Source organism: Pseudoalteromonas sp. NZS100 (genome assembly GCF_015864815.1).
GTDB classification, from domain to species: Bacteria; Pseudomonadota; Gammaproteobacteria; order Enterobacterales; family Alteromonadaceae; genus Pseudoalteromonas; species Pseudoalteromonas distincta.
Map to the genome: position 1 here is coordinate 259011 of NZ_JADYWM010000005.1, position 24132 is coordinate 283142.

27 protein-coding genes are annotated in these 24132 nt (G+C 37.6%); 16 read left to right on the top strand and 11 right to left on the bottom strand.

All coding sequences use genetic code 11. From position 1 onward, the window contains the following. The first annotated feature begins 29 nt into the window (after positions 1-29). The 4 genes from bioD to I6E69_RS07625 all read left to right on the top strand — a co-directional run bounded on the left by bioD (position 30) and on the right by I6E69_RS07625 (position 4245). Positions 30-713, top strand: coding sequence for a dethiobiotin synthase (gene bioD / locus I6E69_RS07610; protein ID WP_197120955.1), 684 nt, complete (start codon positions 30-32; stop codon positions 711-713). A gap of 121 nt (positions 714-834) precedes the next feature. Then, on the top strand, positions 835-2418 hold the full coding sequence (locus tag I6E69_RS07615) for an FAD-dependent oxidoreductase (RefSeq protein WP_197120956.1): 1584 nt from the start codon (positions 835-837) through the stop codon (positions 2416-2418). A gap of 212 nt (positions 2419-2630) precedes the next feature. Next, positions 2631-3494 carry a protease HtpX gene (htpX, locus tag I6E69_RS07620; protein WP_197120957.1) on the top strand — a complete coding sequence of 288 codons (864 nt, stop codon included), beginning with the start codon at positions 2631-2633 and terminating at the stop codon, positions 3492-3494. Between the two features lie 232 nt (positions 3495-3726). Beyond that, positions 3727-4245, top strand: coding sequence for a hypothetical protein (locus I6E69_RS07625; RefSeq protein WP_197120958.1), 519 nt, complete (start codon positions 3727-3729; stop codon positions 4243-4245). A 98-nt stretch (positions 4246-4343) separates the two neighbouring features. Here the strand turns inward: I6E69_RS07625 and gloA are convergent, their stop codons facing one another. Beyond that, positions 4344-4871 carry a lactoylglutathione lyase gene (gene gloA, locus I6E69_RS07630; RefSeq protein WP_193226439.1) on the bottom strand — a complete coding sequence of 176 codons (528 nt, stop codon included), beginning with the start codon at positions 4869-4871 and terminating at the stop codon, positions 4344-4346. Between the two features lie 120 nt (positions 4872-4991). On the opposite strand from gloA, the gene I6E69_RS07635 reads away from it, so the two are divergent. Then, positions 4992-5432, top strand: coding sequence for a GNAT family N-acetyltransferase (locus I6E69_RS07635; RefSeq protein ID WP_197120959.1), 441 nt, complete (start codon positions 4992-4994; stop codon positions 5430-5432). Between the two features lie 91 nt (positions 5433-5523). Next, positions 5524-6033: a DUF421 domain-containing protein gene (locus I6E69_RS07640; RefSeq protein ID WP_197120960.1), complete on the top strand. Its 510-nt coding sequence runs from the start codon at positions 5524-5526 to the stop codon at positions 6031-6033. Positions 6034-6104: 71 nt separating this feature from the next. Here I6E69_RS07640 and I6E69_RS07645 read toward each other — a convergent pair whose 3' ends face one another. Further along, positions 6105-6725: a trimeric intracellular cation channel family protein gene (locus I6E69_RS07645; protein WP_007586765.1), complete on the bottom strand. Its 621-nt coding sequence runs from the start codon at positions 6723-6725 to the stop codon at positions 6105-6107. A 392-nt stretch (positions 6726-7117) separates the two neighbouring features. On the opposite strand from I6E69_RS07645, the gene I6E69_RS07650 reads away from it, so the two are divergent. The 4 genes from I6E69_RS07650 (at position 7118) to dgt (ending at position 10412) form a co-directional block, all read left to right on the top strand. Next, a complete protein-coding gene (locus I6E69_RS07650; RefSeq protein WP_197120961.1) occupies positions 7118-7762 on the top strand; it encodes a cold shock domain-containing protein in 645 nt (214 codons plus the stop codon). 281 nt (positions 7763-8043) lie between these two features. Next, entirely contained in the window at positions 8044-8358 is a 315-nt protein-coding gene (locus I6E69_RS07655) for a hypothetical protein (protein WP_197120962.1), read from the top strand. 258 nt (positions 8359-8616) lie between these two features. Beyond that, positions 8617-9075 carry a hypothetical protein gene (locus I6E69_RS07660; RefSeq protein WP_197120963.1) on the top strand — a complete coding sequence of 153 codons (459 nt, stop codon included), beginning with the start codon at positions 8617-8619 and terminating at the stop codon, positions 9073-9075. A gap of 134 nt (positions 9076-9209) precedes the next feature. Continuing rightward, positions 9210-10412, top strand: coding sequence for a dGTP triphosphohydrolase (gene dgt / locus I6E69_RS07665; RefSeq protein ID WP_197120964.1), 1203 nt, complete (start codon positions 9210-9212; stop codon positions 10410-10412). Positions 10413-10746: 334 nt separating this feature from the next. Here the strand turns inward: dgt and I6E69_RS07670 are convergent, their stop codons facing one another. Beyond that, a complete protein-coding gene (locus I6E69_RS07670) occupies positions 10747-11349 on the bottom strand; it encodes a thiamine biosynthesis protein ThiC (RefSeq protein ID WP_197120965.1) in 603 nt (200 codons plus the stop codon). 340 nt (positions 11350-11689) lie between these two features. Beyond that, positions 11690-12391: a metal-dependent hydrolase gene (locus tag I6E69_RS07675; RefSeq protein ID WP_197120966.1), complete on the bottom strand. Its 702-nt coding sequence runs from the start codon at positions 12389-12391 to the stop codon at positions 11690-11692. A gap of 264 nt (positions 12392-12655) precedes the next feature. On the opposite strand from I6E69_RS07675, the gene I6E69_RS07680 reads away from it, so the two are divergent. Beyond that, positions 12656-13078 (top strand): hypothetical protein, encoded by a 423-nt coding sequence (locus tag I6E69_RS07680; RefSeq protein ID WP_197120967.1) that lies wholly within the window; start codon positions 12656-12658, stop codon positions 13076-13078. Positions 13079-13109: 31 nt separating this feature from the next. On the opposite strand, the gene I6E69_RS07685 is transcribed toward I6E69_RS07680, so the two are convergent. The 4 genes from I6E69_RS07685 to I6E69_RS07700 all read right to left on the bottom strand — a co-directional run bounded on the left by I6E69_RS07685 (position 13110) and on the right by I6E69_RS07700 (position 17685). Continuing rightward, on the bottom strand, positions 13110-14741 hold the full coding sequence (locus I6E69_RS07685; RefSeq protein WP_197120968.1) for a sensor domain-containing diguanylate cyclase: 1632 nt from the start codon (positions 14739-14741) through the stop codon (positions 13110-13112). Continuing rightward, positions 14734-15174, bottom strand: a complete 441-nt coding sequence (locus I6E69_RS07690; RefSeq protein WP_138489075.1) for a hypothetical protein — start codon at positions 15172-15174, stop codon at positions 14734-14736. Before I6E69_RS07690 ends, I6E69_RS07685 begins: the two co-directional genes overlap by 8 nt. Further along, positions 15174-16436: a hypothetical protein gene (locus I6E69_RS07695; protein WP_197120969.1), complete on the bottom strand. Its 1263-nt coding sequence runs from the start codon at positions 16434-16436 to the stop codon at positions 15174-15176. Before I6E69_RS07695 ends, I6E69_RS07690 begins: the two co-directional genes overlap by 1 nt. A 334-nt stretch (positions 16437-16770) precedes the next feature. Then, complete coding sequence (locus I6E69_RS07700; RefSeq protein ID WP_197120970.1) at positions 16771-17685, bottom strand: 2OG-Fe(II) oxygenase family protein; 915 nt, start codon at positions 17683-17685, stop codon at positions 16771-16773. A gap of 323 nt (positions 17686-18008) precedes the next feature. On the opposite strand from I6E69_RS07700, the gene I6E69_RS07705 reads away from it, so the two are divergent. Beyond that, the gene (locus I6E69_RS07705) at positions 18009-18248 is read left to right on the top strand and encodes a hypothetical protein (protein WP_002962631.1); all 240 of its coding nucleotides are present in this window, start codon (positions 18009-18011) and stop codon (positions 18246-18248) included. A gap of 68 nt (positions 18249-18316) precedes the next feature. On the opposite strand, the gene msrA is transcribed toward I6E69_RS07705, so the two are convergent. Then, complete coding sequence (gene msrA, locus I6E69_RS07710) at positions 18317-18916, bottom strand: peptide-methionine (S)-S-oxide reductase MsrA (protein WP_039487894.1); 600 nt, start codon at positions 18914-18916, stop codon at positions 18317-18319. Between the two features lie 281 nt (positions 18917-19197). On the opposite strand from msrA, the gene I6E69_RS07715 reads away from it, so the two are divergent. Next, complete coding sequence (locus I6E69_RS07715) at positions 19198-19392, top strand: CPXCG motif-containing cysteine-rich protein (RefSeq protein WP_002962627.1); 195 nt, start codon at positions 19198-19200, stop codon at positions 19390-19392. Positions 19393-19450: 58 nt separating this feature from the next. Here I6E69_RS07715 and I6E69_RS07720 read toward each other — a convergent pair whose 3' ends face one another. Continuing rightward, positions 19451-19651 (bottom strand): hypothetical protein, encoded by a 201-nt coding sequence (locus I6E69_RS07720; protein ID WP_002962626.1) that lies wholly within the window; start codon positions 19649-19651, stop codon positions 19451-19453. Positions 19652-19758: 107 nt separating this feature from the next. Here I6E69_RS07720 and I6E69_RS07725 point away from each other — a divergent pair, with 107 nt between their 5' ends. From I6E69_RS07725 to I6E69_RS07735, 3 genes are all read left to right on the top strand, one after another. Beyond that, positions 19759-20241 carry a GNAT family N-acetyltransferase gene (locus tag I6E69_RS07725; protein ID WP_002962624.1) on the top strand — a complete coding sequence of 161 codons (483 nt, stop codon included), beginning with the start codon at positions 19759-19761 and terminating at the stop codon, positions 20239-20241. 162 nt (positions 20242-20403) lie between these two features. Then, positions 20404-20925: a MarC family protein gene (locus I6E69_RS07730; protein WP_231619735.1), complete on the top strand. Its 522-nt coding sequence runs from the start codon at positions 20404-20406 to the stop codon at positions 20923-20925. A gap of 119 nt (positions 20926-21044) precedes the next feature. Next, positions 21045-21926: an alpha/beta hydrolase gene (locus tag I6E69_RS07735; protein WP_197120971.1), complete on the top strand. Its 882-nt coding sequence runs from the start codon at positions 21045-21047 to the stop codon at positions 21924-21926. A 780-nt stretch (positions 21927-22706) separates the two neighbouring features. Here I6E69_RS07735 and I6E69_RS07745 read toward each other — a convergent pair. Beyond that, positions 22707-23915 (bottom strand): porin, encoded by a 1209-nt coding sequence (locus I6E69_RS07745; protein ID WP_188160771.1) that lies wholly within the window; start codon positions 23913-23915, stop codon positions 22707-22709. Positions 23916-24132: the final 217 nt, after the last annotated feature.

A 24132-nucleotide genomic window follows, 5' to 3' on the forward strand; every position in this document is an offset into this window, starting at 1 on the left:
AATAAGCCCAAAGGCATTAAAGGCAACGCATGAAAGAATTTTTTATAACAGGCACCGACACTGATGCCGGAAAAACCCACGTTACCAGCTTGCTATTAAAGTTACTTGCCCAACATAAAAAACAAGCTATTGGCTTTAAGCCCCTTGCTGCTGGCTGCGAAATGGCGTTCGATCAGCTGGTAAATGCCGATGCTCTCATACTAATGGAAAGCGCAACAGTGAGCGCTAAATACGACGTAGTAAATCCGTTTGCGTTTGCACCCCCTATTGCGCCGCACATAGCCGCTGAGCAAGTTGGGATTAGTATTACTGTAGATAAACTAAGTGATGCTTATAAAAACGTAAAACAACAGGGCGCTGACATTATACTTACCGAAGGTGCTGGTGGTTGGGCATTACCTATTAATAAAAACGATTATTTATACGACTGGGTTAAAGCGGAAAAAATGCCGGTAATACTCGTTGTTGGTATGAAACTAGGTTGCTTAAATCATGCGTTACTAACCGCTGCGCATATGCAAAGTATGGGTATAAACTGCGTTGGCTGGATTGCAAACCAAGTAGATAAAAATATGGACGAGTACCAAGCAAACCTTGATTCACTTAAAGCACGTTTACCGTTTCCAATACTTGCCATAAGCCCATACAGCGAGCAAACTCCTAAGTTACAAATATACAAAAGCTTGCTTAGTGCGTTATCTATAAACACTTAAGTGGTTTTAAAAAAGTTACTTTTTTAGGTAAATCTTGAAATAGTCAGCCTTAGTACACATATAAACATTTATAAATACATAGCTTGCTTAAAGACAATGTTACTAAGGACATAACGACTATATGACGCACCCATTTATTGAAAACTACGCCCCAGATGCGCACGTAAGCGCTGAGCCAAAAGCACTAAACTATGGCTTACCTAAAAAACGCGTAGGTATAATAGGTGGAGGCACAGCTGGCGCCACAATAGCCATTAGACTTGCTGCGTTAGGGTTAGAAACTTATGTGCTTGAAAAGAAAAAGTCGTTAATTGATGGCCCTCCAATGTGCCATTTGCATGCAGGTGGCAACTTATACCGTGAAATACCCGATGAAGACTGCATAGATTTACTCAAGCAATGTATAGATATTGCTCGCCTTTACCCTCACACCATCGATGTTCGCCCCACAGTATTTGCAGTGCCTAAGCGCGATGACGACTCACCGGAAGATTTATTTCCGCGTTTAAATAAATTAGTAAAAGCCTACAGCGAGCTTGTACAGCAAGACAGCGCTAACAAAGTATTAGGCGAGCCTGAGCATTATTATCAGTTATATAGTTATGAGCAAATGCTAAAGCTTGCCAAGCAAAAACAAGTAGCCAAGCCCACGTCGTTAGATGAGTGGATGATACCCGTGGCTAAGCATTTAGATTTAGACAAGCTAAAGTTTCCGCTTATTGTTGCACAAGAATATGGCTGGAATATATTTCGTTTATCGGCCAGTGCACAACTCGCCCTTGCACAGTATAAACACGCTCATGTTTTAACAAGCACCAGTGTTAAAAACGTATCGCCAGTTATAAATACCAATAATGATAAGCAAACACTTAAATGGCACATTGAATACCAATCAGAGCCAAGCCTTAATGAACAACCTGATACTTCAACCGATACACAAGTCGATTCACAAACCATTGAGGTAGATTACCTAATTAATGCGTGTGGTTTTCAAACCGGTATTATTGACGACCTGGTTGGGGTAGATGTAAAGCGCATGGTTGAATTTAAAGCCTCTTACATTACTCATTGGCAAGGTGCTGGTGGGCAAATACCCGAAATAATTATTTATGGTAACCGTGGTACGCCAGAAGGTATGGCGCAGCTAACCCCTTACCCTAATGGTTACTTTCAAATACATGGCATGACTAACAACATTACATTGTTTAATGATGGGTTAGCTGATGCCACGCCAATGAGCGCACAACCTAAACTTCCCAATAAATACCTGCATTATATTAAAGATGGGTGGGACAAAGCTGCATTGCAAACACGCACCCTAACAGCAATTGATTATGTAGCCGAGTTTGTTCCTGCGTTTAAAACTGCTAATACACAAAATAATGCCTTGTATGGCGGGCAACAAATCCCAGGTGAGGACGACACCTTGCGCGTAGCCGATGTAAGTTTATATTCGCATATTAGTTACGCACGGGCCGAAAATGTTAAAGCATCGTCAACGTTAATAGCGGCAGATCAAATAGTGGGTGAGTTTATAAAATTAGGAATAATAAGTAGCGATCCTGCTGTAAATCATCACCGCAGTACCCACCAATGGTCGTACCTTAAACATAATAGCGGCGAAAAAATTGACGAAGTTGCACGCATATTGGCACACGAGCGTGGTTTTCCAATTGATATGGCAGAGCTAAATAACAGCTTGTAATAAGCTGACTTATAAAGAAACTTTAGTCTTAAATTTGCTGTAAAACCCTTCTTAAAAAAATTATCAATAAACACATAAATAACACTTGTGTTATGACATAGTTTGTCACAGAATAGCGTTAACGTTATGACATAGTGTGTCATAACGCAGTGATTGCTTTAACCTAATTTAATTTTATGTTCGGTGATCAAACCTATTTTTGTGAGGACAATATGAAACGTATATTTTTGTTTTTATTAACTAACCTAGCGGTTATGTTGGTATTAGGTGTAGTGCTTTCAATAATAATGAGTGCGCTGGGCTTAAGCCATCGTAGCCTTGGCGGAATTTTACTTATAGCCACAGTATTTGGTTTTGGTGGATCGTTTATTTCGTTATTTATGTCGAAATGGATCGCTAAAAAATCAACAGGTGCGCATGTGATTACGCAGCCTCGAAACGAAACCGAACATTGGCTTGTACAAACGGTATCTGCGCAAGCACAAAAAGCAGGTATTAAAATGCCAGAAGTGGCTATTTACGACAGCCCAGAAATGAACGCGTTTGCAACGGGCCCAAGTAAAAACAACTCGTTAGTGGCAGTAAGCACAGGCTTAATGCACAACATGACCAAAGATCAGGCCGAAGCCGTACTTGCCCACGAAGTATCGCACGTGGCTAACGGCGACATGGTAACGCTTACGCTAATACAAGGCGTGGTAAACACCTTTGTAATATTTGCCGCAAAAGTACTGGCAGGCATTGTAGATAACTTTATTAATAGCGATGAGGAAGAGGGCGGCAGTAGCTGGACATACTTCTTATTCGATATGTTATTCCAAATATTATTTGGTGTACTAGCAAGCATAGTGGTTGCAAGTTACAGCCGTAAACGAGAATTTGCAGCCGACAGCGGCGCAGCAAAACTAGTTGGTGCTGATAAAATGCGTTCAGCCCTTGAGCGATTAAAGCAAAACCATCCTTCGCAATTAGAAGGCTCAATGATGGCCTTTGGTATTGCAAGTGGCAAAGGTGTTGCTGAGCTGTTTTCATCGCACCCACCGCTTGATGCGCGAATAGACGCACTACGTAAGTAACTATGTAAGTTAGTAAATATTCTAAGCCAGCTTAACTGCTGGCTTTTTTATGTTTACGTTAAAATGCTAAAATCGCACGCACTGTATTTATATACAGTGTGTTATGTTGCATTATAAAATAGTTACTTTTTTAAGCTATATGTGTTTACGGGGTTACTAGGTACGAGTAAAGTAAAGTACTTTAAAGCCAGCAATACTTAACATTTAATACTTAACAAGGATGCTTATTGTAATGGAAAAGGTGCAACACACTAAAGAATGTATTATGTGCTTTAGCGCTATAGATTCACGGGCTAAAAAATGCCCACAATGCACCTCACTTCAAGCCAAATATTCTAACTTAGAAAACAATCCCATTATTATTGGTGCATTAGCACTTAGTATTGTTGGTATTTTTGGGTTTATTTTTTATCAAAATATTTATGTAGCAGGGCTCGAAGATCAAGCACAAAAAAACTTAATCGCTAATGTTAGCCAAATTCATACTAAAAATGAAAACGATGCATTGTATGTTGCATGCATAGGGCAGGTAAAAAACGAGTCGGACTTTTCGTTTAAAAATATAAAGTTTAAGGTCGATTTTTTAACAGATCAAAACGCACTAGTCGATACGCTATCAATAACCGACGAAGACCTAATTATACTTCCTAATGACTCAACAAACTTTAGAGTAAGAGGTATTGCGCAAAAACAAGCGGCTAGTTATAACAATTGCCAAGTAACAATAACCGATGCCTGGGCTTATAAATAACTTGTTGTAGTTATTTAAAGCTATTTAAAGTGTGAAATTAGTGAGTAAAAATAATTAAGAAAACCAACTCTAAGCTGGTTTTCTAGTATAAACAGTGATTACTGAGAAAGAATAATCTCAGTAATGCCCTCAGCAGATAGTATTTCAATCCAGTAGCCGTCAGGGTCTTTAATAAATGCTAAGCCTTTCATTGAGCCATCATCTGGTTTTTTAACAAACTCAACATCGTATTTTGCAAAGCGCTCACAGGCTTCGTAAACATCCGGTACGCTAATACCAATATGGCCAAAGCCTTTAGGTTCTTGGTTACCACTGTGGTATCCCTCAAAGCTGTCGTCGTTTTCAGTGCCCCAGTTATGGGTAAGCTCAATTAGCGCAGGGCGACGAAACACCCATTCTGCTTTAGTTTTATCATCACCTTGTGGCAATTCTAGCTCGTAGCCTAAAAAGTAAAGCGTAAACTTCATACCAGGAAAATCATACTTACCTAACAGCTTCATACCTAATACATTTTGGTAAAATTCAAGCGACGGCTTTGGATCTTTAATACGTAACATAGTTTGTTGCATAACAAAGCCCTGAGTGGCCTGTTCAACTTGTTCTGGAGATTCGTTATAGTTAGACATGGTGATCCTTTCAAAAATGATAAAGCGAAAATAAAGATATAATGCTTAAACCATCATAATCAACCGTAGTTTAAATTTAAACTGTCTAGGTCAAATCATATAATAAAAACAAGGAATTTTATGGCTATAACTATAACCACAGGCACAATTGATGATGTAACCGCAGTGAGTGAATATATCCCTGAACTACTAACAGCCATTGATAGTGACACTTTACGTAACCGTTTAGAAAACAAAAAAGCATTGATATTAGTAGCACATAAAGAAGATACATTAGTTGGTTTTAAAATTGGCTATGAGCTATCTAATACACAATTTTATAGTTGGCTTGGTGGAGTGCATTTTAACTATCGTAGATTAGGTATTGCTAAAAAATTACTTGTCCAACAAGAAAAGTGGGCTTATGAACAAGGTTTTACCAATATACACGTTAAATCGATGAACCGGTTTCCTCAAATGCTAACTATGCTAATCACTAATGGTTATCACGTTTGTGGCTACGTTGATAAACAAAGCACAGAGCTAAGCAAAATTAAGTTTGTAAAACAACTAACAAAGTAAATGCAGGCACTTTATTCATCGTTATTTAACTTAGTGCCATGTAGGGTTATAAGCAAAAGCTAATTGCCACCTTTAATAGCAAGGAACCACTATGTTTTATGATGATATGCAGGGATTATTACGTGTACTTACAATAGGTGTACTGGGTTATATTGCACTGGTGTTTTGGCTGCGTGTATCGGGTAAACGTACGCTTTCAAAGTGGAACGTGTTCGACTTTATAGTCACCATTGCGCTGGGCTCTATATTGGCGTCTGTTATTATTTCAAAAAGTGTTCCGTTAGCTGAGGGCATACTCGCCTTTGTAGTATTAATAGGGCTGCAATATATTATTACGTGGCTTAGTGTGCGCTCGTCAAAATTTGCTGCGCTTATAAAAGCAAAACCCACGTTATTACTAAGTGATGGTGAATACTGCACGGCTGCACTTAAATCGCAGCGCGTAACAAAGTCAGAAATTCGCGCCGCTATTCGTGGCGCTGGTATACTAGCCATAGAAGATGTTGCCGCAGTAGTGCTAGAAACTGATGGCAGTTTTAGTGTACTTAAGCAAAATAACAGCGGGTTAAAAACCGCGTTAAGTGATGTAAGCGGGCATTAAATTAATACGCTAATAGTTATATTAACTAAGGCAGGTATATTACCTGCCTTATTTTGTATTAAAGTTTATTTTTATTTAGCGTGTTGCTCTAATAAACTAAAGGTAGGTAAGCGCCATTTAAAGCGTATTGATGCCATACGTATTAAGTAGCCAGCAACAAGGCTTACAATAATGCTAATGTTATCGTCAATATTGTAATGGTGTAGCGCTAAGTATAAACAGGCAACAAGTAACGATACACTCGCGTATAGCTCGTTATGTAATACAAGCGGCGCTTGGCGACATATTAAATCACGCAGTAACCCACCAAATACGCCAGTAACAACCGCAGCCACTACACAAATACCGTAATGCAGCCCCATATTTAGCCCCACTTGGCAGCCAATAATACTAAAGGCTGCTAAACCAAGGGCGTCTAGGCGCATAAATATGCCTTTAAATTTAACCACCCATTTAGCAAGCCACGTAGTGACAATACCGGCAATACAGGTAATTAATAAATACTCTGGGTGTTGCACCCAAGTAAGCGGGTAATTGCCTAGTAATATGTCTCGCACGCTACCACCACCAATTGCCGTGGCGCTGGCTACTAGCACTACGCCAAACCAATCCATTTTCATTCGTCCTGCGCTAAGTGCGCCGGTCATGGCTTCTGCGGTAATACCAATAATATAAACAACGGTTAGTAACATGAGATAATCACTTAAAATACGTGCGTAAAAATAAGGTGTGGATTGTATAGATAAATTAAGTAAATAACGAATGAAAAATCGTACTAAAAACGGTTAATTTAGATAGAAATAGCTAATGACAAAACCTAGTGTAAACAAGCTGTTAAGTTGGTAGGTGAGTGCGTAATGGTTGATGTGAATTAAAGGACATTTGGCCGCAAATTATAAATAAAATAAGTTGAGTCTTAGTTGTTTTTAGCACGTTTATTTTGAGTTTATTTTATTAGATAAAGCCTAAAAATTAACGCAATATGAATATTTGGTTGCATGGTTTTAATTTAGGAACGTATAATAACAAGTGTTAACTAAATGGAATTTGCGTAAAACGCAGCTTAAGCATAATAGGCGGATACATGCACAAAGGATTGTTAAAGACGTGGAAAACCGACAAAGGTTTTGGTTTTATTAAATCAGACACCCTAGAACACGACACGTTTATACACATATCAGCGCTCAAACACATGAGCCGCAAGCCAAAAGTTGGCGACACCATTTATTTTGAAGTAGCTACGCAGCCCGACGGTAAAACCAAAGCAGTTAACTGCCGTATAGAAGGCGTTGCAGAGCTTAAAGCCCCTTATCAAAAACACAATCAACAGCCGCATCGCATTGCCAAATCTAATTTTGCCAGTAGCTTTTTAGGCAAAGTTGCTTCAATTAGCATTATCGCTGTGCTTGGCTTTGTCGCAGTAAATAAATACAACCATTATCAAAGTAACGAGCAATTTAATAACCACACACCTGTTATTACTAACGCCGATTTAGCCACCTTTGATGAAAAATACCCAAAACTCGTTATTCCAAAAAGCGTTATTCCAAAAAGCGTTATTCCAAAAAGCACGCAAAATTTTACCTGTGATGGCAGGCAGCACTGTAGCCAAATGACTTCCCGAGCAGAGGCTGTATTTTTTATTAATAACTGCCCAAATACAAAAATGGATGGCGATAGAGATGGTGACCCTTGTGAGAGGGATACAAGGTTTCAAAATGAGTGGTAATTTTAGAAATCGATTAGTCAAAGGTTAAGTTTAAAATAGGTTTTACTGTATGCTGTATATAAATACAGTGTTGTGCAATTTGTCCCATAACATTATTAAAATGGGTTATAGGGTTAAATGATAAAGGCTACTGAATGGCAATTGTTATTGTCTAATTATAAACGAGTTGTTTGGTGTAATTATCGAACAACGTAATACCCGCCATTTTGGGGTGTTAGAAACCCCCAAAGTGGGGTTCAACAAGCTGTTATGTGATCACTAAAAATAAAATTAAGGGATATATGAGTAATAGAAATCGAGAGAGAGAAATGATGCATTGCATGGTATCTCCAGAGACAGATAAAGCTACCCAATTAGCTCTTGCGAAATACCAGTTAATTTACTCAATAATCGGCCTTGCCGTTGGTCTTGTTTGCGTGCTAGGTGGTATTTACCTATTTATTAAGGGTGTAATGGGTGAAATGGACTGGAGTTTGAAAGTTTTTGGTAATGAATCAGTGATCGCTAACGCAGCTCCGGGAGCTGTTTTGTTTATAGTTGGTTTGTTTTTGGTAATAGTTACCAAGTTTAAGTTTAAACATATTCAGCCTAAATAATCGCGTAAACACATAACTAGTCAATTAACTAAGTGCTTTTCAGCCGCTTGATGCATTAAAGCTACGCAGTTATGGAGGTGTTGAGGCTGTAAAATTACTCTTTATTAGGAAAAACAGCCTGTTTTATAGTTTTCTATAATGCAACCCTAATGCTTTAAAAACGCTCAGAGCTAATTACAGGAACTCGTTTTTTAAATTGAATTTGGCTATTTGAGTTATTCTGCAGTCTCGTTATATTTAAAAGAAGGAGTCCTGAGCATGGAACACAATTTTGAAAAGCTTAAAGAGTATATCCTAGCGTTATCTAGTGCTACTGATTTTTACCATGCAAAAAATGAGTGGAAACTTGTTGGGGTTGAAATAAACGAAAGTTGGGATAACTGTCCTTGTGGTCAAGCCATAAAAGAGCTTTGTTATATTGAAAATCAAATTAATAAGCGAAAAACTTATGTGGGTAACGTTTGTATTAATAAATTTATTGGTATAGACACCGGTAACTTATTCGCAGGACTTAAACGTATAGCCAAAGACAATTCAGCTAACGCAAATGAAGATCTAATAATCCATGCTTATAAGTTAGGTTATATCTTTGAAACAGAATATCGATTTCTCATGGACACTAAAAACAAGCGTAAACTTTCGGAAAAGCAGCTTGCTTGGAAACAAAAAATTAATAACCGTATAACTAATCAAACAGTCGTTCGTATAAACTCGTAATTTATGTATAACGAGTTAATTAAACGGAAAAAATAGCTTGCTGCGATCGTTCCTCGCTATTGTAGCAAGCCATTTTCAGTCGCTTAGCAAAGCGTTATGAGCCAAATTTCATTATTCACTAATATGAGAAGACTATGTACGATAAAGAAGTAATTGAATACGCTATTGAACAGGAATTGATGTTATCGCCATTAGAATATCGAATGCATCAACATGATGACGGACGTTCTGATAATCGCAATAGTTTGATGCGAGATTACGCAAGAATTTTATACTCCTCTTCATTTCGTCGATTACAAGGGAAAATGCAACTGCTCGGAGTCGATGCGAATAAATTTAATAGAAACCGACTAACACATAGTTTAGAAGTTGCACAGATCGCCCGCTCAATAGCTTTTGACTTAGGCCTTAAGAATACTGTAGTAACAGAAGCTGCCGCTTTAGCTCATGATATAGGTAACCCACCATTTGGTCACTATGGTGAAGTTGTTTTGAATGAATTGAGTTCAGGCTGTGGTGGGTATGAAGGAAATGCTCAAGCTTTTCGAATTTTACGACTTCTCGAGAAAAAGCATCATGTTTACTCGGGATTAAATTTAAATATTCGTACCTTGATGGCCGTTACTAAATATTTTTACAATAGAAAAGAAAACCCGAAAAAATTTCTTTATGACACTGACTATGATTTTTTAAAAAATGAACTTGATAAGAATGAAATTAAAATAAAGAAAAGCATTGATGCTGAAATTATGGATTTGTCAGACGAAATCGCATATGCCGCACATGATTTAGAAGATGCTCTTAGCTTTGGGATGATAAGTTTAGGTGAAATAGTTCATGAATTTAAAATAAGTGAAAAATATAAATCAGCTTTTCCAAAGATGGCTGAGATTGCAAAAGAGGTTCAAAATGTTGCTATGAATGCAGATAGCATAGGAACCTCTGAAGAATATGCAATTGTTTTGAAAAAAGAGCTGACATCTAAAATTGTCAATACATTGTGCTCTGACATTGGGTTGGTTGATGGCATTCTAGGTTATAAGCAATATGGAAAACTCGCAGAGGGCTTAAAGAAGTTACTTTTTAAAGCAATACTACGCAAAAAAGATATACAACTATATGAACGAAGAGGGGAAAAAATTATCCGTGGCCTTTTTGAAGTTTATACTGATAAAAAATACAACAAAGATAATATTTTACTCCCTCCTGAATTGAGAGCAATTAATGACTGCAAAGTGCGTTTGGTAACAGACCATATTTCAGGAATGATGGACTCATATGCAGCATTAGAATATGAGAAGTTTTTTGGTAAGGGCAGTGCTGAAATAATTTATTAATTGCTATTAGCTTAGATAATCGATGCCAAATCTTGATTTCAAACATCAAAGCTAAAGGGGTCCAAAGCTAAAGGAAGCTAAAGGGGTCAAATCTTGACTTCACACATCAAAATATGAATTGGTTAAATCTGTTGATTCAAGCTATTTATAGCCTCTAAAAGCGAAGCGCCTCATAGCCTCTTTGTGAATTAGTCTTTAGATTACTGAAAGAGAACAAACTAGGTGTGAGCTAACTTATACATCAATCGCAAAACATCGGCGAATTAGCAATCTAATACCCGCCGATGTTTATACTTTTTTTCAAATGAATATCTTACTCATAAGGCATTAAGCCTTAGTCTGCTTTACGGTAAAGGCTTATTAAACAGATTGCTAAAAGTAACGTTGCAATCATGCCTGAAGCGCCAGCAACAGCTGATGGAAGAAATCCATCGCGGCCAAAGGTGATTAAAATGCCATTGGCAAGCACTGCAACTGTGCCTGCTAGTGCTGTAAGGCCGCCAATGGCTTTGCCACCTTTAGCTAAGTACGACAGGCCAAATACAAGTGCTGCTAACCCTAATAGTACCTTGGCTGCGTAGTAAATCATGAATGATAGAGACACCACGCCACCAATTAAAGGTTGTGCGCCTTCTACTGTGCCCGCAACTTTACCAAATGTTGAAAACAACGTAAGGCCAATACTTACCTGCACTATGTTAAGTACTGCACTAAACGCGATAGCCGACCAGCCTAGTTGAGCGTTTTTTGCTTGCACCATAGCTGTGCCTGCAAAGGCAACTAATAAAGTAAATACCAACGCTTCTAGCCCCCAAGCAACCTGCCTTGAAAAACTAATTTCAGCACTGTAAAGGGCTGAATAAATACCCTGTGATATCGCCAATACCAACAATAACGATGCTGTAATTAGGGTGGTGCGTTTATGTGTAAATTCCATTATGGACCTCTTTTGATTTTATATTTGACGCTTTCAACAGCTGTTGCGGATTTGAATGTATCAAACTGCTTAGTATTTGTATTAAATAGCGTTTATCGTTGTAGGTATAAGACAGGTAAAGCGAGTAAATTATTTCACTTAAACCTATAAAAGTATTAATTAATAACAAACAGGCTCAGGCTATTGCTTTTAATTAAACCTAACTTTGCAAAGGCGCTTTGGTTTAGCTATGCATGACTCTAAAAGCGCAGTGCCTCATGCCCTCTCAGTAAATCAACATTTGATTACCAAGAGGGCACACATTTTGAATATATGGTTAAACGGCTTATTACTTATGGCGTTAAGATAAAAACGTAAATTGAGACCAATCACTTAACGCAGTAATAGTTTGTTCTGTGGGAGGGGCAACATAGATCAAACCTGCAATGGCAATAATTGAAGCTAGCGTAATTAGTTTATTATCGAAGTCAGCTATTTTTAAAGCGGTGCCAAAAGAGCGCTTAATTGTGACGTTACTTAAATCTACACTGTAAATTTCATCCAGCAATAAATGAATCAACCCGCCGAGTAAAATAAATCCACCCGTTAACCAGGCAAAAACGGCAGCTTGTGTGGTTGATTGGTCATTCAGTTTCCATGTTAGTTGAGTTGTTAATAGCGCGCATAACAGTATAAATAGTAAAGAGTGGCAACTACCTCTGTGTACTGTGATCCATTCAAAAATGGGTCTAATAATGTATTTCATAAATCCGTAAACCAATAACGGCACTACAATTAACTCGATAAAGCTAATTTCAATAATGAGCTCGGTAGTTATGTAATGCAGTACCAGTAATACAGCGCTCAGTGCAAATAAGTTAAAAATAGTATCGAGTGATGTTGAGTTATCTGAATCTATATCTGGCAATAAGCCGCCAATAGAACCTAAAAACCAAAGCCAGAGTGCGCCCTTTAAATCGATATGGCCTGCAGATAATAAAGTGGCCGAGCCTAAGCCTGTGATGATTACGGCAGTATTAAGGTGAGTATTGAAGTTTGCCATTGTATCTCTTTATGGGAAAAAGTAGGGCATTCTATCAATTGAAAAGTTTATTGTTCAATATTCTTTTTAATTAGATTTTTTATTACTTTGATTAATTGCTAATAGTACAATTTTTATTCTGTATTGTGGTTGGTGGTGCAATCATGTTGTAATTTTTTTGATAAAAATCAATAATACAGATAGTTTTTATTGTCTATTGGCCTTTTGTGTTTTTAATAAAAGCCTAGCTATCAACTTATATAAAACGGCTTAACTGGAATTCACATGAACCAAAATAGATATAAAGCATCGTTTCCTGCGCCTAATATTGGTAGTGACTATTTTGTCTCATCAACTTGGAGCAGTTATGGTTTCTGGGCTTTATTAGCACTGACTCCGCTTGCTCATTACATGATGTACTATACCGAAGATGGTCTAGCGCATGGGGAAGATTTAAACACTTTAGTGTATGTAATACTTGGTGCTATTACCTTGTTTGTTTTAAATATTGCAGCCCAATCTATATGTTGGTTAGGCAGGCTTTTGGCAGTGGTTTGCTTTAGCATTAGTCTGTTTTTTATATTATTGCTTATTTACCTCAATGTATATTCACACTTTCCAATTGCTTATTTAGGTGCTATTTCTTATTTTGGGTTAGCGGCTTATTTTTATAATAAAGACTATTTGAAAGCCATAAAAACATTATAGCATTTACTATGTAGTTACTAATTCACGCCATCTAATTTTTTATATCGTCATAAAAGGCAACTTTCCCTCGGCCTGTTTCTTTTACGTGATAAAGAGTTTTATCACCGTTGTGCATTAATTGATGTAGTTCATTACCATCATATGGGGCTATTGCAATTCCTATGCTTGCACCCACTGCGCATGTTTTTGTGTTTGAAATACTAACCTGCTGTTGTAGCTCATTTAGTAAGGCGATTGCTTTTTGTTGTGTTGCCGTTTTATCGTAGGTTTTAATTTGCTGCGCAACAATAAATTCGTCACCGCCTAGGCGGATACACATGTCGTTTTTTTCGTGAAAAAGTGTTTTAAATCTGTGCGCTATTTCAATTAGCACTTTGTCGCCGGCTTCGTGGCCGTAGGTGTCGTTAATGGGTTTAAACTTATCTAAATCAATCATCATAAGCACTAAATGTTCATTATGTTTAATACATTCACGTAGTGCTTTTTTAAGGCGTTTTTCACCGGCGCGTCGGTTTAATAAGCCAGTGAGTGGGTCGTGATCGGCTTCAAAGCGGGTTTGCTGTTCGCGTTCGGCGCGCTCGGTTACATCGTGTAAAATTACTTCTACTAGCTGCTCTTGTTTGGGGTTTCGTTTGGTATCTCTTTGGTCTGTTAACCTTACAAATAAACAATGAAACCATACCGTTTTATAGCCAACTTTACACTCTACATCTAAGGTGGTTTGTGGTGGGTTTTTAGCAGAGCGAATATCTGCCAGTAGGCTTTGTAATTCGTCTACATTGCTAAGTAACTCAGGAAAATGCAAGGTTGGTAATTCTTCTTCACCAGGTACGGTAAAGTAATGCTTAAATGCAGGGTTAAAGGTGGTGATAATGTTTTTGTCATCGAGTAAACAAATACCTGCGCTGGCTTGTTCAAAAATAAGTCTAAATTTAGCTTCTAGCTCTTGAGTTTTTTTACGCAGTGTTTGCTCATTACTAATAGTTAAATGTAGCTCGTGCATTAAGGCATTTATACCTTGGGTTAAACGGCTTATTTCGTCCCGCTTGCCTTGCTTGAAGGTTAGCATTTTAAGGGTTTCTGGCTCGCTTGGATTTATTTTAGCAAAGCTGTCGGTTAGGTTTTGAATAGGCTGTGTAAGCCAGCGCTGAACTACCAGCGATACAAAAAATGCGATAACAATGGATTGAATCAGCATTAAGATAAATTCTTTTATAAGCGCTGACTGTGCTTGTTGTTCAATAAAGTTATCATCAGGGTATATGGCAAGTACACCTATAAAAGTGTCTTCTATAAAAGGGTGAACTAATTTAATTAAAACAGCTTCATTTTTTTTGTTAGTAGATCCTTTTGCTATAAATAAATCCATCTCTCCTTTAGGGTTTACTTCTCCTTCTAGGCTTGCGCCTTGCACTAAGTCATTACTGAGTAGGCCGTTAATAATTTCTTGGCTTAATTCTCTGTCGTTTAGGTAGGCTGCTATGGCGGCTGTTTTTTCCATTGTTTGCGCTAACTGTTGAACGAGTAAGTAATTTGTATTTTTTTTCTCTTTAAAGCCTGAGTAATAAGAGAGCATAGACGAGACTAAAGACACAACAATAGCAACTAACGCAATTGATATAGCGACGCGTATGTAGAGTTTTTGGCTAATAATTTTAATCAAATGTGTATACCACTTTTACTTCATCTGTAACTTGCGATAGCGGAATGTAGCCAATTGCAAATTGTGATGCTGCTATTTTGTTTATTGCGTCTTCTACCGATGTTGAAGGAGTGGGTGGCTTTGCGCGCCCTGAAAATAAAAGCCTTGCCCAATAAGCATTAATTTTTTGCTCATTTTTGTTGACCAGCTGCAGGTAAAAGTCGTTTTTTAATGTTGATTGCGCGGGCAAATCAAGCGGTTTTGATGTCTCACCATCAGGGAAAGTTAAATACCTGCCCATGTAAATATCAATAATTTCTCGTTTTGATAATGCGTTAATCGCATTGCTTTTATTAACCACGACTACAAACTCTGTAGATTTAGCATAAAAGCTCATAAAAAGCAGGCACAAGGGCAGCAATGCAGTTATAAACAAGTTGCGAGGGCTCATCATTAAAACACCATACTAGCATTTAGACTAAGTATATGTACTTTGTGGCCCTCATCAACATCTGAAGGGTTGCTAAGACTCCATAAGCCAGCGCCTTGAGGCTTTATATCAAAGCGGTCTAACTGGGCTTTTAATGCTATGCGCTCAGACAGTTGCCATTTTACGCCTACGTTAATTGAGTGTTGGTGAACATTGGTAACTTTAACAGCAGACTGACTGGCAACTGCGAGTTGTTGTATAGGCACTGAAAATTGCTCGGGAGTGCTTGGCGGAAAAGCAGGATCGTTTACTTTTATTACGTCATGTCGGTGTTTAGCCGCTGTAAAACCTGTATAAAATATTGCGTTATCTACACGGTAACCTGCACTAATGTAGCCACTAAGAACTGACGGAGCAACTATCCAATCTGATTCTGAAATACCCATCTCAGATTGGATTAGCCAATTGTTGTGATCGTAAGTAAGCCCAAATGCGGCGTATTCTATACTGTTGCCTTTGGTGTTAAATTTGTTTGATATTTTTTGCGCTTGCGGCCATATACTTTGTGGTATTGCGTTGAGTGCGGCTAAATACTCATCTAAGGAGGTTAACTTATAATCCCCAAAGTCTGACTTTGATAATGAAAAACGCATAGTCCAAGCATCTAAAGAGTAGGTTGCGCTAAAAGTTGTTAAGTTATCAAAATCAATAAAAAAGTCGTCATTATAGGCTTGTAGCTTGGCTGTTGTACTACCATAAGCAAGTTTTAAACGTAAAAAACCGTCGTTAATTGCTTTGCTGTATTCAACATCTACACCATCGAAATTTCCTGCAATGTTTGCAAACGAGTAGTGCGAATGAGGCGGGCGCACCCATAAGTAGGCATATCCTACGTAAGGGTATTCCGATAGTAAGTAAAGGTCACTATTTAACCTGCCTGCACGAATAGCCCAATGACGGGTAGGGCGATAGCGCACAAAGGCGAGCTCTAAAAAATTATCAAAGCTTTTAAAGGCATGATCTTGAATAACTACTTGAAACACAGAGTCCCAATTTTTGGCCAATGATATATTAGCCTGCCCACCTAAAATTGAATCTCGCGTTGCTGAAAAACCAGATTCGTTGACATTTGAATAACTCGATGCAAAGCCAATATCTGAATCGTCCGTGTAGCTGAGTGTTAAGGATGCAAAACCGCTAAATTGCACGTCTACTTCATCTGCATAGCTTTTATTAGCAGCGGAAATTACCAATATAGCTATGGCAATTGTACCTCGGAACAACATGTTAGCGCTTATTTTTATGATATAGATAGTAAAAAGATAGCACAGTTTATTAAATTACCAACTTAAGCATTACAGTGGCTTATCAATTAAATACAAAAAAACATACCATCCCTCTAAATTTTGTACTTTGTTAAGCGAAGTACTGGGACATAAGAAAAGCAAGGCGGAAAATTTGTGTTATCTATTGTTATAAGTGGCGACAATATAGATTATGAATAGGGCGGTTTTTTGATATTACTAAATTTAAAACGTGTTGGTTACTGGATGAGCTTTATTTTTATAAGGCTGCTTAAATTAGGCAGCCATTTGTATTTAAAACTTTAAAAGCGATTACTTAAAATGGTGCATAGCCATCATTTGGTTTGTTTGGGTTGCTCCAGCGCTGTTTAACATCAACAGGAATGCGTGGTGCACCTTGTGCTGGTAATCGACCGCGCTCCCCATACAACCACAATACAAAGTTAGTTCGCTCGCCACTGGTAATAGGCTTGGCTGCGTGTGCAATATTGCCTCGATGTAACATGGCAGTACCAGGCTTAAAGGTAAGTGATTTAATGTCACCTGTGTACGGGTGATAAAAGTCCACTTGTGATCCTGTAAACTCTTCGCCTGGTAAATTTAGGTTAATGTTAAGCGTTACAGCTGATGCGTCGGTATGTGGGCGAATTGACGAATCTGTATTTGGCTCATAATAAATTGAAAAGCCAAATGTTTGTGTATCAAACCCCATAACTTCCGGGAACAGCATACGTGAAATAGGGCGCATATAAGTGTTTAGTATTTCGTTATAAAATGCTTGAAAGCTTGGCGCGGCTAAATAACCTTCTGATCGGCTATCAAGCATGGCACCACGGCGATTTAACACTATGCCGTATGGCGGGCGCATAGGGATTTGCGAATTCCATACTTGTTCTAAATATCCGCGTAATACTGCTAGGCGTTCAGGATCAAAAAATTGAAATTGAAACACATCAGGTGCTACTTCGTGTAATAACGCTTTTACGGCTAGCTCTTTTGATGGATCTTCCCATGCTTGTTTTACTGCTTCACGCAGGTTTTTATCAAGTAGTGTGTCGTCAAGCGTAAACGTTGAGCTATCTATTGATGTTGCTTCCCATTCGCTCCACGCGTTTGTAATTAGGTCGGTGTTGCTATTCCAAAAGTGTTGTACTGATTGTTCACGGTAAAGCATGGCTTGTCGTGTTGGTAACTCTAGAGCACGCGCTAGTTGTAATTGGTTGGCAAACATTTTGTGTAACTCCAGTTATTGAATTTGGTTTATATCAATTTAGGAGTGCAATTTATTGTATTTGATTTAGTAGATAAACAGCCTGCTTTAGGAAACAGAATATACTATTTATTGATAATCAATCCTAAAACTGAGTATCTTAAGTCAAGCAGTGCTGTCCACTTAAAGCGAAGTGACATGTATCCTATTTGCTATTCAAGCATTTAGCTTAATAACAAAGGCTTTATGAAATAGACGGTGTATAAATAAACCTTTATTATAAATTCCTTATTTTGCCTATGTTATAGCTAGGATTTAATAGCAATATAAAATGGAGATTAATTGTGGAAGATAAATTAAAAGAAAAAAGTGTGACACAGAAATTTTTTGGTGAATATTCTTGGATGTATCAAGTTTCAGCGTTTGTTGCTTTTATTATGGTTATTTACATTAGCTTTAATGGAGAAGGAAATGTTTGGACACAGCTTGTGAGAGGTGATTTTAATTCTGCTTTGCTTGTTAGCATTGTTGGTTATTTATCTGAATTTAGATATCGATTTATTAAAGAATCTCGCAATAACTAAAATATTAAAAAGCTGATAATTAAACCAGCCTTTTAATATTTTACTGTGGTATACCTGATTTAACGCGATTAATGGGTTGCTCTGTCGCCCCAAATTTCTTCTAGGCGGCTGTCGCGACCACAACGCCAACGATAAGTGTTGTATCGGATTGGATTGTTTTTGTAATAATCTTGGTGAAAGCTTTCCCTCCCTTTTATAGGGTAAAAGGTGCTTGCGTTTAGTATAGGTGTAACCACAGTTTGATTAGGGAACTCGGCTACAACAGCTGCTTTTGTTTTTTCAGCTAATTTACGTTGTTCGTCGTTTTGTACAAATATAGCGCTTAAGTAACTAGGGCCTTTATCACAAAATTGGCCTTTGGCATCAAAGGGATCAATATTTACCCAGTAATGATCAAGTATGCCCTGATAGCTTACTATGGCCGGATCGTATGTGATTTCTACGGCCTCGTAATGGCCTTTATGATTACCATTGTATGTCGGGTTTTTAAGTTTACCGCCAGTAAAGCCCGATATTACATCGGTTACACCTTCTAGCTTTTCAAAGTCACTTTCCATACACCAAAAACAACCTCCAGCTAGAACGGCTTTTTCGGTTTTAGCTGCATGGGAAAATGTACTAAACAAAATAACGGCAGATGTTAATGCAAGCGTAAGTGATTTTTTCATAAAATTATCCATCTGTACTGTGAGTTTATAAATACTTATAAAGTTAGACCCGCTAAGTGCTAATACAATTTCATTGTAGAGGGCTGGCCAACTTATATATGGTGAAAAATATTGTGCTTTGACAAGTTTTATAGGGATAAGGTTAGTAACAAGATCACTATTTAAGTTAGTAGCATGGTTTAATTGGGTTAGCCAAGTATGCGTTATTTAATGGGGTGTTGAATTATGCTTACGTGTTCATTAAAGTGACAACATTCGTGATATAAATTAGCAGGTGATAAATGAACCAGTTAACAGAAACATCAATAAGCTGCCCTTATTGTGGAGAAAGTATAGAAGTATTACTTGATGCAGCAGATATTGATGAGCAATACATAGAAGACTGCCAAGTATGCTGTAAGCCTATTTCGTTTGTGGTATTTGAAAATGATGACGAGCTAAACGTTAATGTTTACAGCGAAGACGATGCATTTTAACTCGTTAATTAGATAGTAGGCTGCAAAATAGCAGCCTTTTTACTGTGTATGTGTTTGGTTAGCTATTTTGCTCACGCGCTAATTGGTTAGGAAGAAGTTCTTCTACTATTTCGCGTGCTGGAAGCGTATAGCGTGTGCCGTCAAACATTACTGAGGTAAACTCGTTAATATTAGTAATGCCTGTTAAGGTCCAGCCTTCGCCGCGCTTTGGGCAATATACTGTGGTAGTGGGTTGTATTACTTTAAAATCGTCACTCATTACGTTCTCTTACTCTTTTTGCTTTAAAGATAATGCTTGTTAAAGGGGTATGGTAAGTTAATAATGCGTGCCCATAAAGAGCTAATTTAACTAACCACTTAAATAAAATGTTTAACACCACAAAGCTTGAGCGCGTTACGCTACGTTTAGTTACCCACAAACACGCAGCGTGTTTATTTAATATTTTAAATCACCCGCACGTGTCAGAATTTAACGACTACGAAACACCACTTAGCAAAACGCAAATTAAACAATTAATACAAGATGATATTAGTGCATATTACGAAGGTGAAGTAATTCGAGTAGCAATTGAACATAATATATCTGGAAAGTTAATGGGTACTTGTGGGCTTTATAATTTAACCCCGTGTAAAAGTAGTGCGTTTATAGGATTTGAGCTGCATCCTGACTTTTGGGATAAGGGCGTAATGTTTGAAGTGGTGACCGGTTTTATTGAAACTCTAGTTAAGCATATTCCGCTTAAACATTTGTCTGCTGAGGTGAGTGCACATAATGCACGTTCCCATAATTTACTTATGAAACTGGGCTTTAGTTTAAGAGAAAATTCTATTTGGCATAAATCACTTTAACTCAAGACGGCAATTATAAGTGCTTACCTTTTTTCAATCCTCAATCCTTAAAGCTCAGTAAATAAAATACAAAAAATAGCGGCTTTCTATTATAGTTAAGCGTAAGCAAATGAATTTGTTACCCGTGTTTTATTAAACATTTACGCTTAACAAGGATTTTATATGCTAGAAAAACTCTCTCAAGATGCGCTTGTAATTTGGGCGACCATTGACCCAATAGGCACTATGGCGCTGTTTGCTGCGCTTACTTCTCATTTAACTGATCAACAACGCCGTAAAACTGCATTTAAAACGGTACTTTATGCCGGGGGCGTATTATTGGGTTCTATTTTAATAGGGCAACTAATACTTAATGCGATGGGAATTAGGTTGGTGTCGTTTCAGTTAGGGGGCGGAATTATATTGTTTTTGTTTGGCCTGCAAATGATTTTTGGAAACGATTCTAACAAAGCCAAACAAGACCCCGATCACGATATAGCCGTGTTTCCGCTTGCTATACCTGCAACGGCGACTCCTGGCGCTATTTTGGCGGTAATACTACTTACCGATAACCACATACACCCAATTACTACTCAAATAGGCACAGCGCTTGTTACACTTGGTGTGTTGGGTATTACCTTAATACTGTTGCTGCTTTCGGGTAAAATTATTAAGCTAATTGGTACTGGCGCGCGTCTATTTTAACGCGTGTGATGGGGATGATTTTAGCCGCGTTTTCGGTTGAGCTTATTATGACCGCGCTGGAAATAAAGCAATGGGTTAAGCTCGATTAAATAACTCCTAAACATTGAAAGGAATGCCGTATGGCAATAAAAATAACAAAACACTATATTATTAATTTAAGTTTAGCCGTAGTCATTTTTGCTATTGGTATTTTAGCTATACGTTATTATAACCATTATGTATCGGCCTATACAGATGTAACAATTAACTCAAGCGTGCTTAATGAGTCGCGCAAAGTGTTTATAAGATTGCCCGCTAATTACAATCCTAAAAAAGCGTATCCGTTAATTATTAAAACCGATGGTAACTTTAATTTAGATACATGGGATAAAGCACTTACAAAACAAGCTAAGAGCGAAAAAGGGGATAAGGCTATATTGGTGTCTATTCCTAATTTGTTTTTTACAGATACACGTAATCGCGATTTAGTGCCCCCTTATGCTCGCCAAGATGTAAATACACAAGCGCGTCCAGAGCATGAAACACTTATTGAACCAAATGGTGAAGCCGACAAGTTTTTAGCGTTTATTGAAACTGAGTTACTCCCTTATTTATCAGCAAAATATAAGCTTAGTAATAACCGTGTATTAAGTGGTTTTTCGGCAGGTGGTAGCTTTGTGCTTTATACACTGCATACAAAGCCTGAATTGTTTAATGGCTATTTTGCTTTTAGCCCAGCGGCTTGGTATGACGATATGACCGTAGTTAATAATTTAGAAGCGTTTTTAAGTGCTCAAGATAACAAAGTTAAATCGTCTACTTATTTATATCTTTCGGTGGGTGGGGCAGAGCATCCGTTAATGTTAAAAGCGTTTAGTAATTTAGAGACCGTTTTAACAGCCAACCCTAACAATAACCTTGTGTGGCAAAGTGCTATAAACAAAGGTGCTGAGCATTCAGATAATCCATCAATTAGTGTGGCTAAGGCATTAGCTGGTTATAGTACGTTTAATAAAAAGTAGGTTAGATAGGTTTAAGCGACAACTGTATACATATACAGTTGTCGTTGTTTTATCTATTTATGATAACTAATCAGCTTTATAACAATTCACTTAGTTCAATATTATTAACGACTTACAAAAAAAGGTAGGTTTAAATTACTTTTGCACAGCAATTACATGTACTGTTTTTATATACAGTACACAACTATTAAATTAGAATACCGTCAGTACCCATGAAGCATATACACATCTATTTGTTACTGCTTTTAATCAGCCTTTCGCCTTTGTGATCAGCAATAAGCAGTGTAAGTACTTTGCAATTTCAATATAGTTTCAGCATCTTTTTATACTCTTAATGCAGTTAATATAAGTTGGCTGGTGGCTTTACAGTAAAAGAACACATCATACTAAGTGTTATTATAATGCTAAGCTTAGCAATAGAGTCAAATTAGAAAAAAGTAATCAAAGAGGTAATCAAAATAATAAAGCCTGCGATAACTACATCCACTAAAAATATAAATGCCGAGTGTGGAATATGAGTGCTTAATTAAAGTTTTCCCCGCTCATTGTAATGAGCAGCAAAACGGTAAACGTTAAAAATAGGGGCATCGTGAATGGTGCTATTACAAATTAAAAAAGCAGATACCAATGCGGCTGTTAATGCCTTTTTTGAAATAGCCTTAAATGCAAAATTGAGTATTGAAAAAAGTATGGCGGAATAAAAAAAAGCCCAGTTAAAAAAGTTAAAAGGGCTAAAAGGGTTGTGCTTAGGGAAGTTGTAGTCGTTTTATAAACTTATATTTAAAACTTATATCTAAAACCAAATGCTATACCGTCATCTTCCGACTGTTCCATTTGTGCTTGTTGATCGTCGTTATCGCTTTCAAAGTCGCTAAAGTCTTTACGCGCTTCTACGTAGGCAATAGTGTCTTCGTCAATTAAGTAGTGAAGGCCAATAACAGCAAACTGACGCTTAAATATATCGTCTGGGTCGGCGTTAAAGTTTGGCTGAATTACGTAATCATCACCGGCATCAAACACGTTGTAGGCAATAAAAGGGCGAAAATCGTTATCAAAGCGGTAAGATGCAAATGTTTCTACACCGATTGCGTCTTTAATTAAGCGACCAATGTTATCTGTGTCGTGGTTTTTGTTTTTATTTACGTTGGCTGCAACGTATAGGCCGGGCTCATCAATGTTGCCCCACATAATACCTGCACCATAAATTAAATCTTCAACATTGCGAGTAGAACCATCGCCAAACGTTAAATCAAACTCACCACGGTTAACACCTGCTGTAAGTGTTAGCATGTCAGTTGGGGTATAAGTTACAGACGCACCAAATGTGTAATTAAATTCAACTTCTTGGGCTGCACTATCGCCAGAGTTCCAAAGTGCTTCACATTCTTCTTCTGAAATGTCGGTTACGTCACAGGTATAAAATTCGCTGTTTTTAAGCTGCGCTTGTACTGCAAAACTAAAATCATTATAGCTATTGCGGTACTGCACTAATTTATCTCCACGGCCAGTGCCATTAACAGCGCCATCGTCTTTGTTATAGGTGTAAACACCAGCCGCATTACCATCCCATACAAAGCTATTATTTGTGCCGTAAACTACGTCGTACCATGCACCCCATTGTTTACCAATGGTAAGTTGGCCATATTTTTCGTGCGAAAGCCCTGCGTAACCTAAACGGTTGTATAAAAACTCATCCTGGATAGACTCAAAACGATTGTTATAAATAATATCGCTGCTGCCAACAGGGTTTACACCCCATTCTACGAGTGCGAGTGCGGTCCAGTCTTTCTTAAGCTTTCGGGTAAATCCAAAGTTAATGCGCGAAGTACCGTTAACAACTTCGGTTTCGTTTTGTGTATTAATAACACGCACATCAAGATATCCACCAACTTCAACAGTATTTTTGTCATCTTTGTATAATTCTACTGCCGAAACAGCGGGTGCGAATACAATACTTGCGCTAATAAGCGTCGCTAATTTTTTGCTCATCTTGTGTGTTGCCCTGTGTAAATTGGTCAATTTTTTACGTAGGTAAAAATTCAGATTCGAAGACTAACAAAGCAATAAACGGCTCAAAAGTGAAAAATACTCAATAAAATTAATCGTTAAACTTAACGGATATTCACTAAAGGTTAATTTTGTTTTTCAGGTGTTGCAAAAGTTTATGTTTTTAATGATTTGATAGGTAAATAGGGTGAGGAATTAG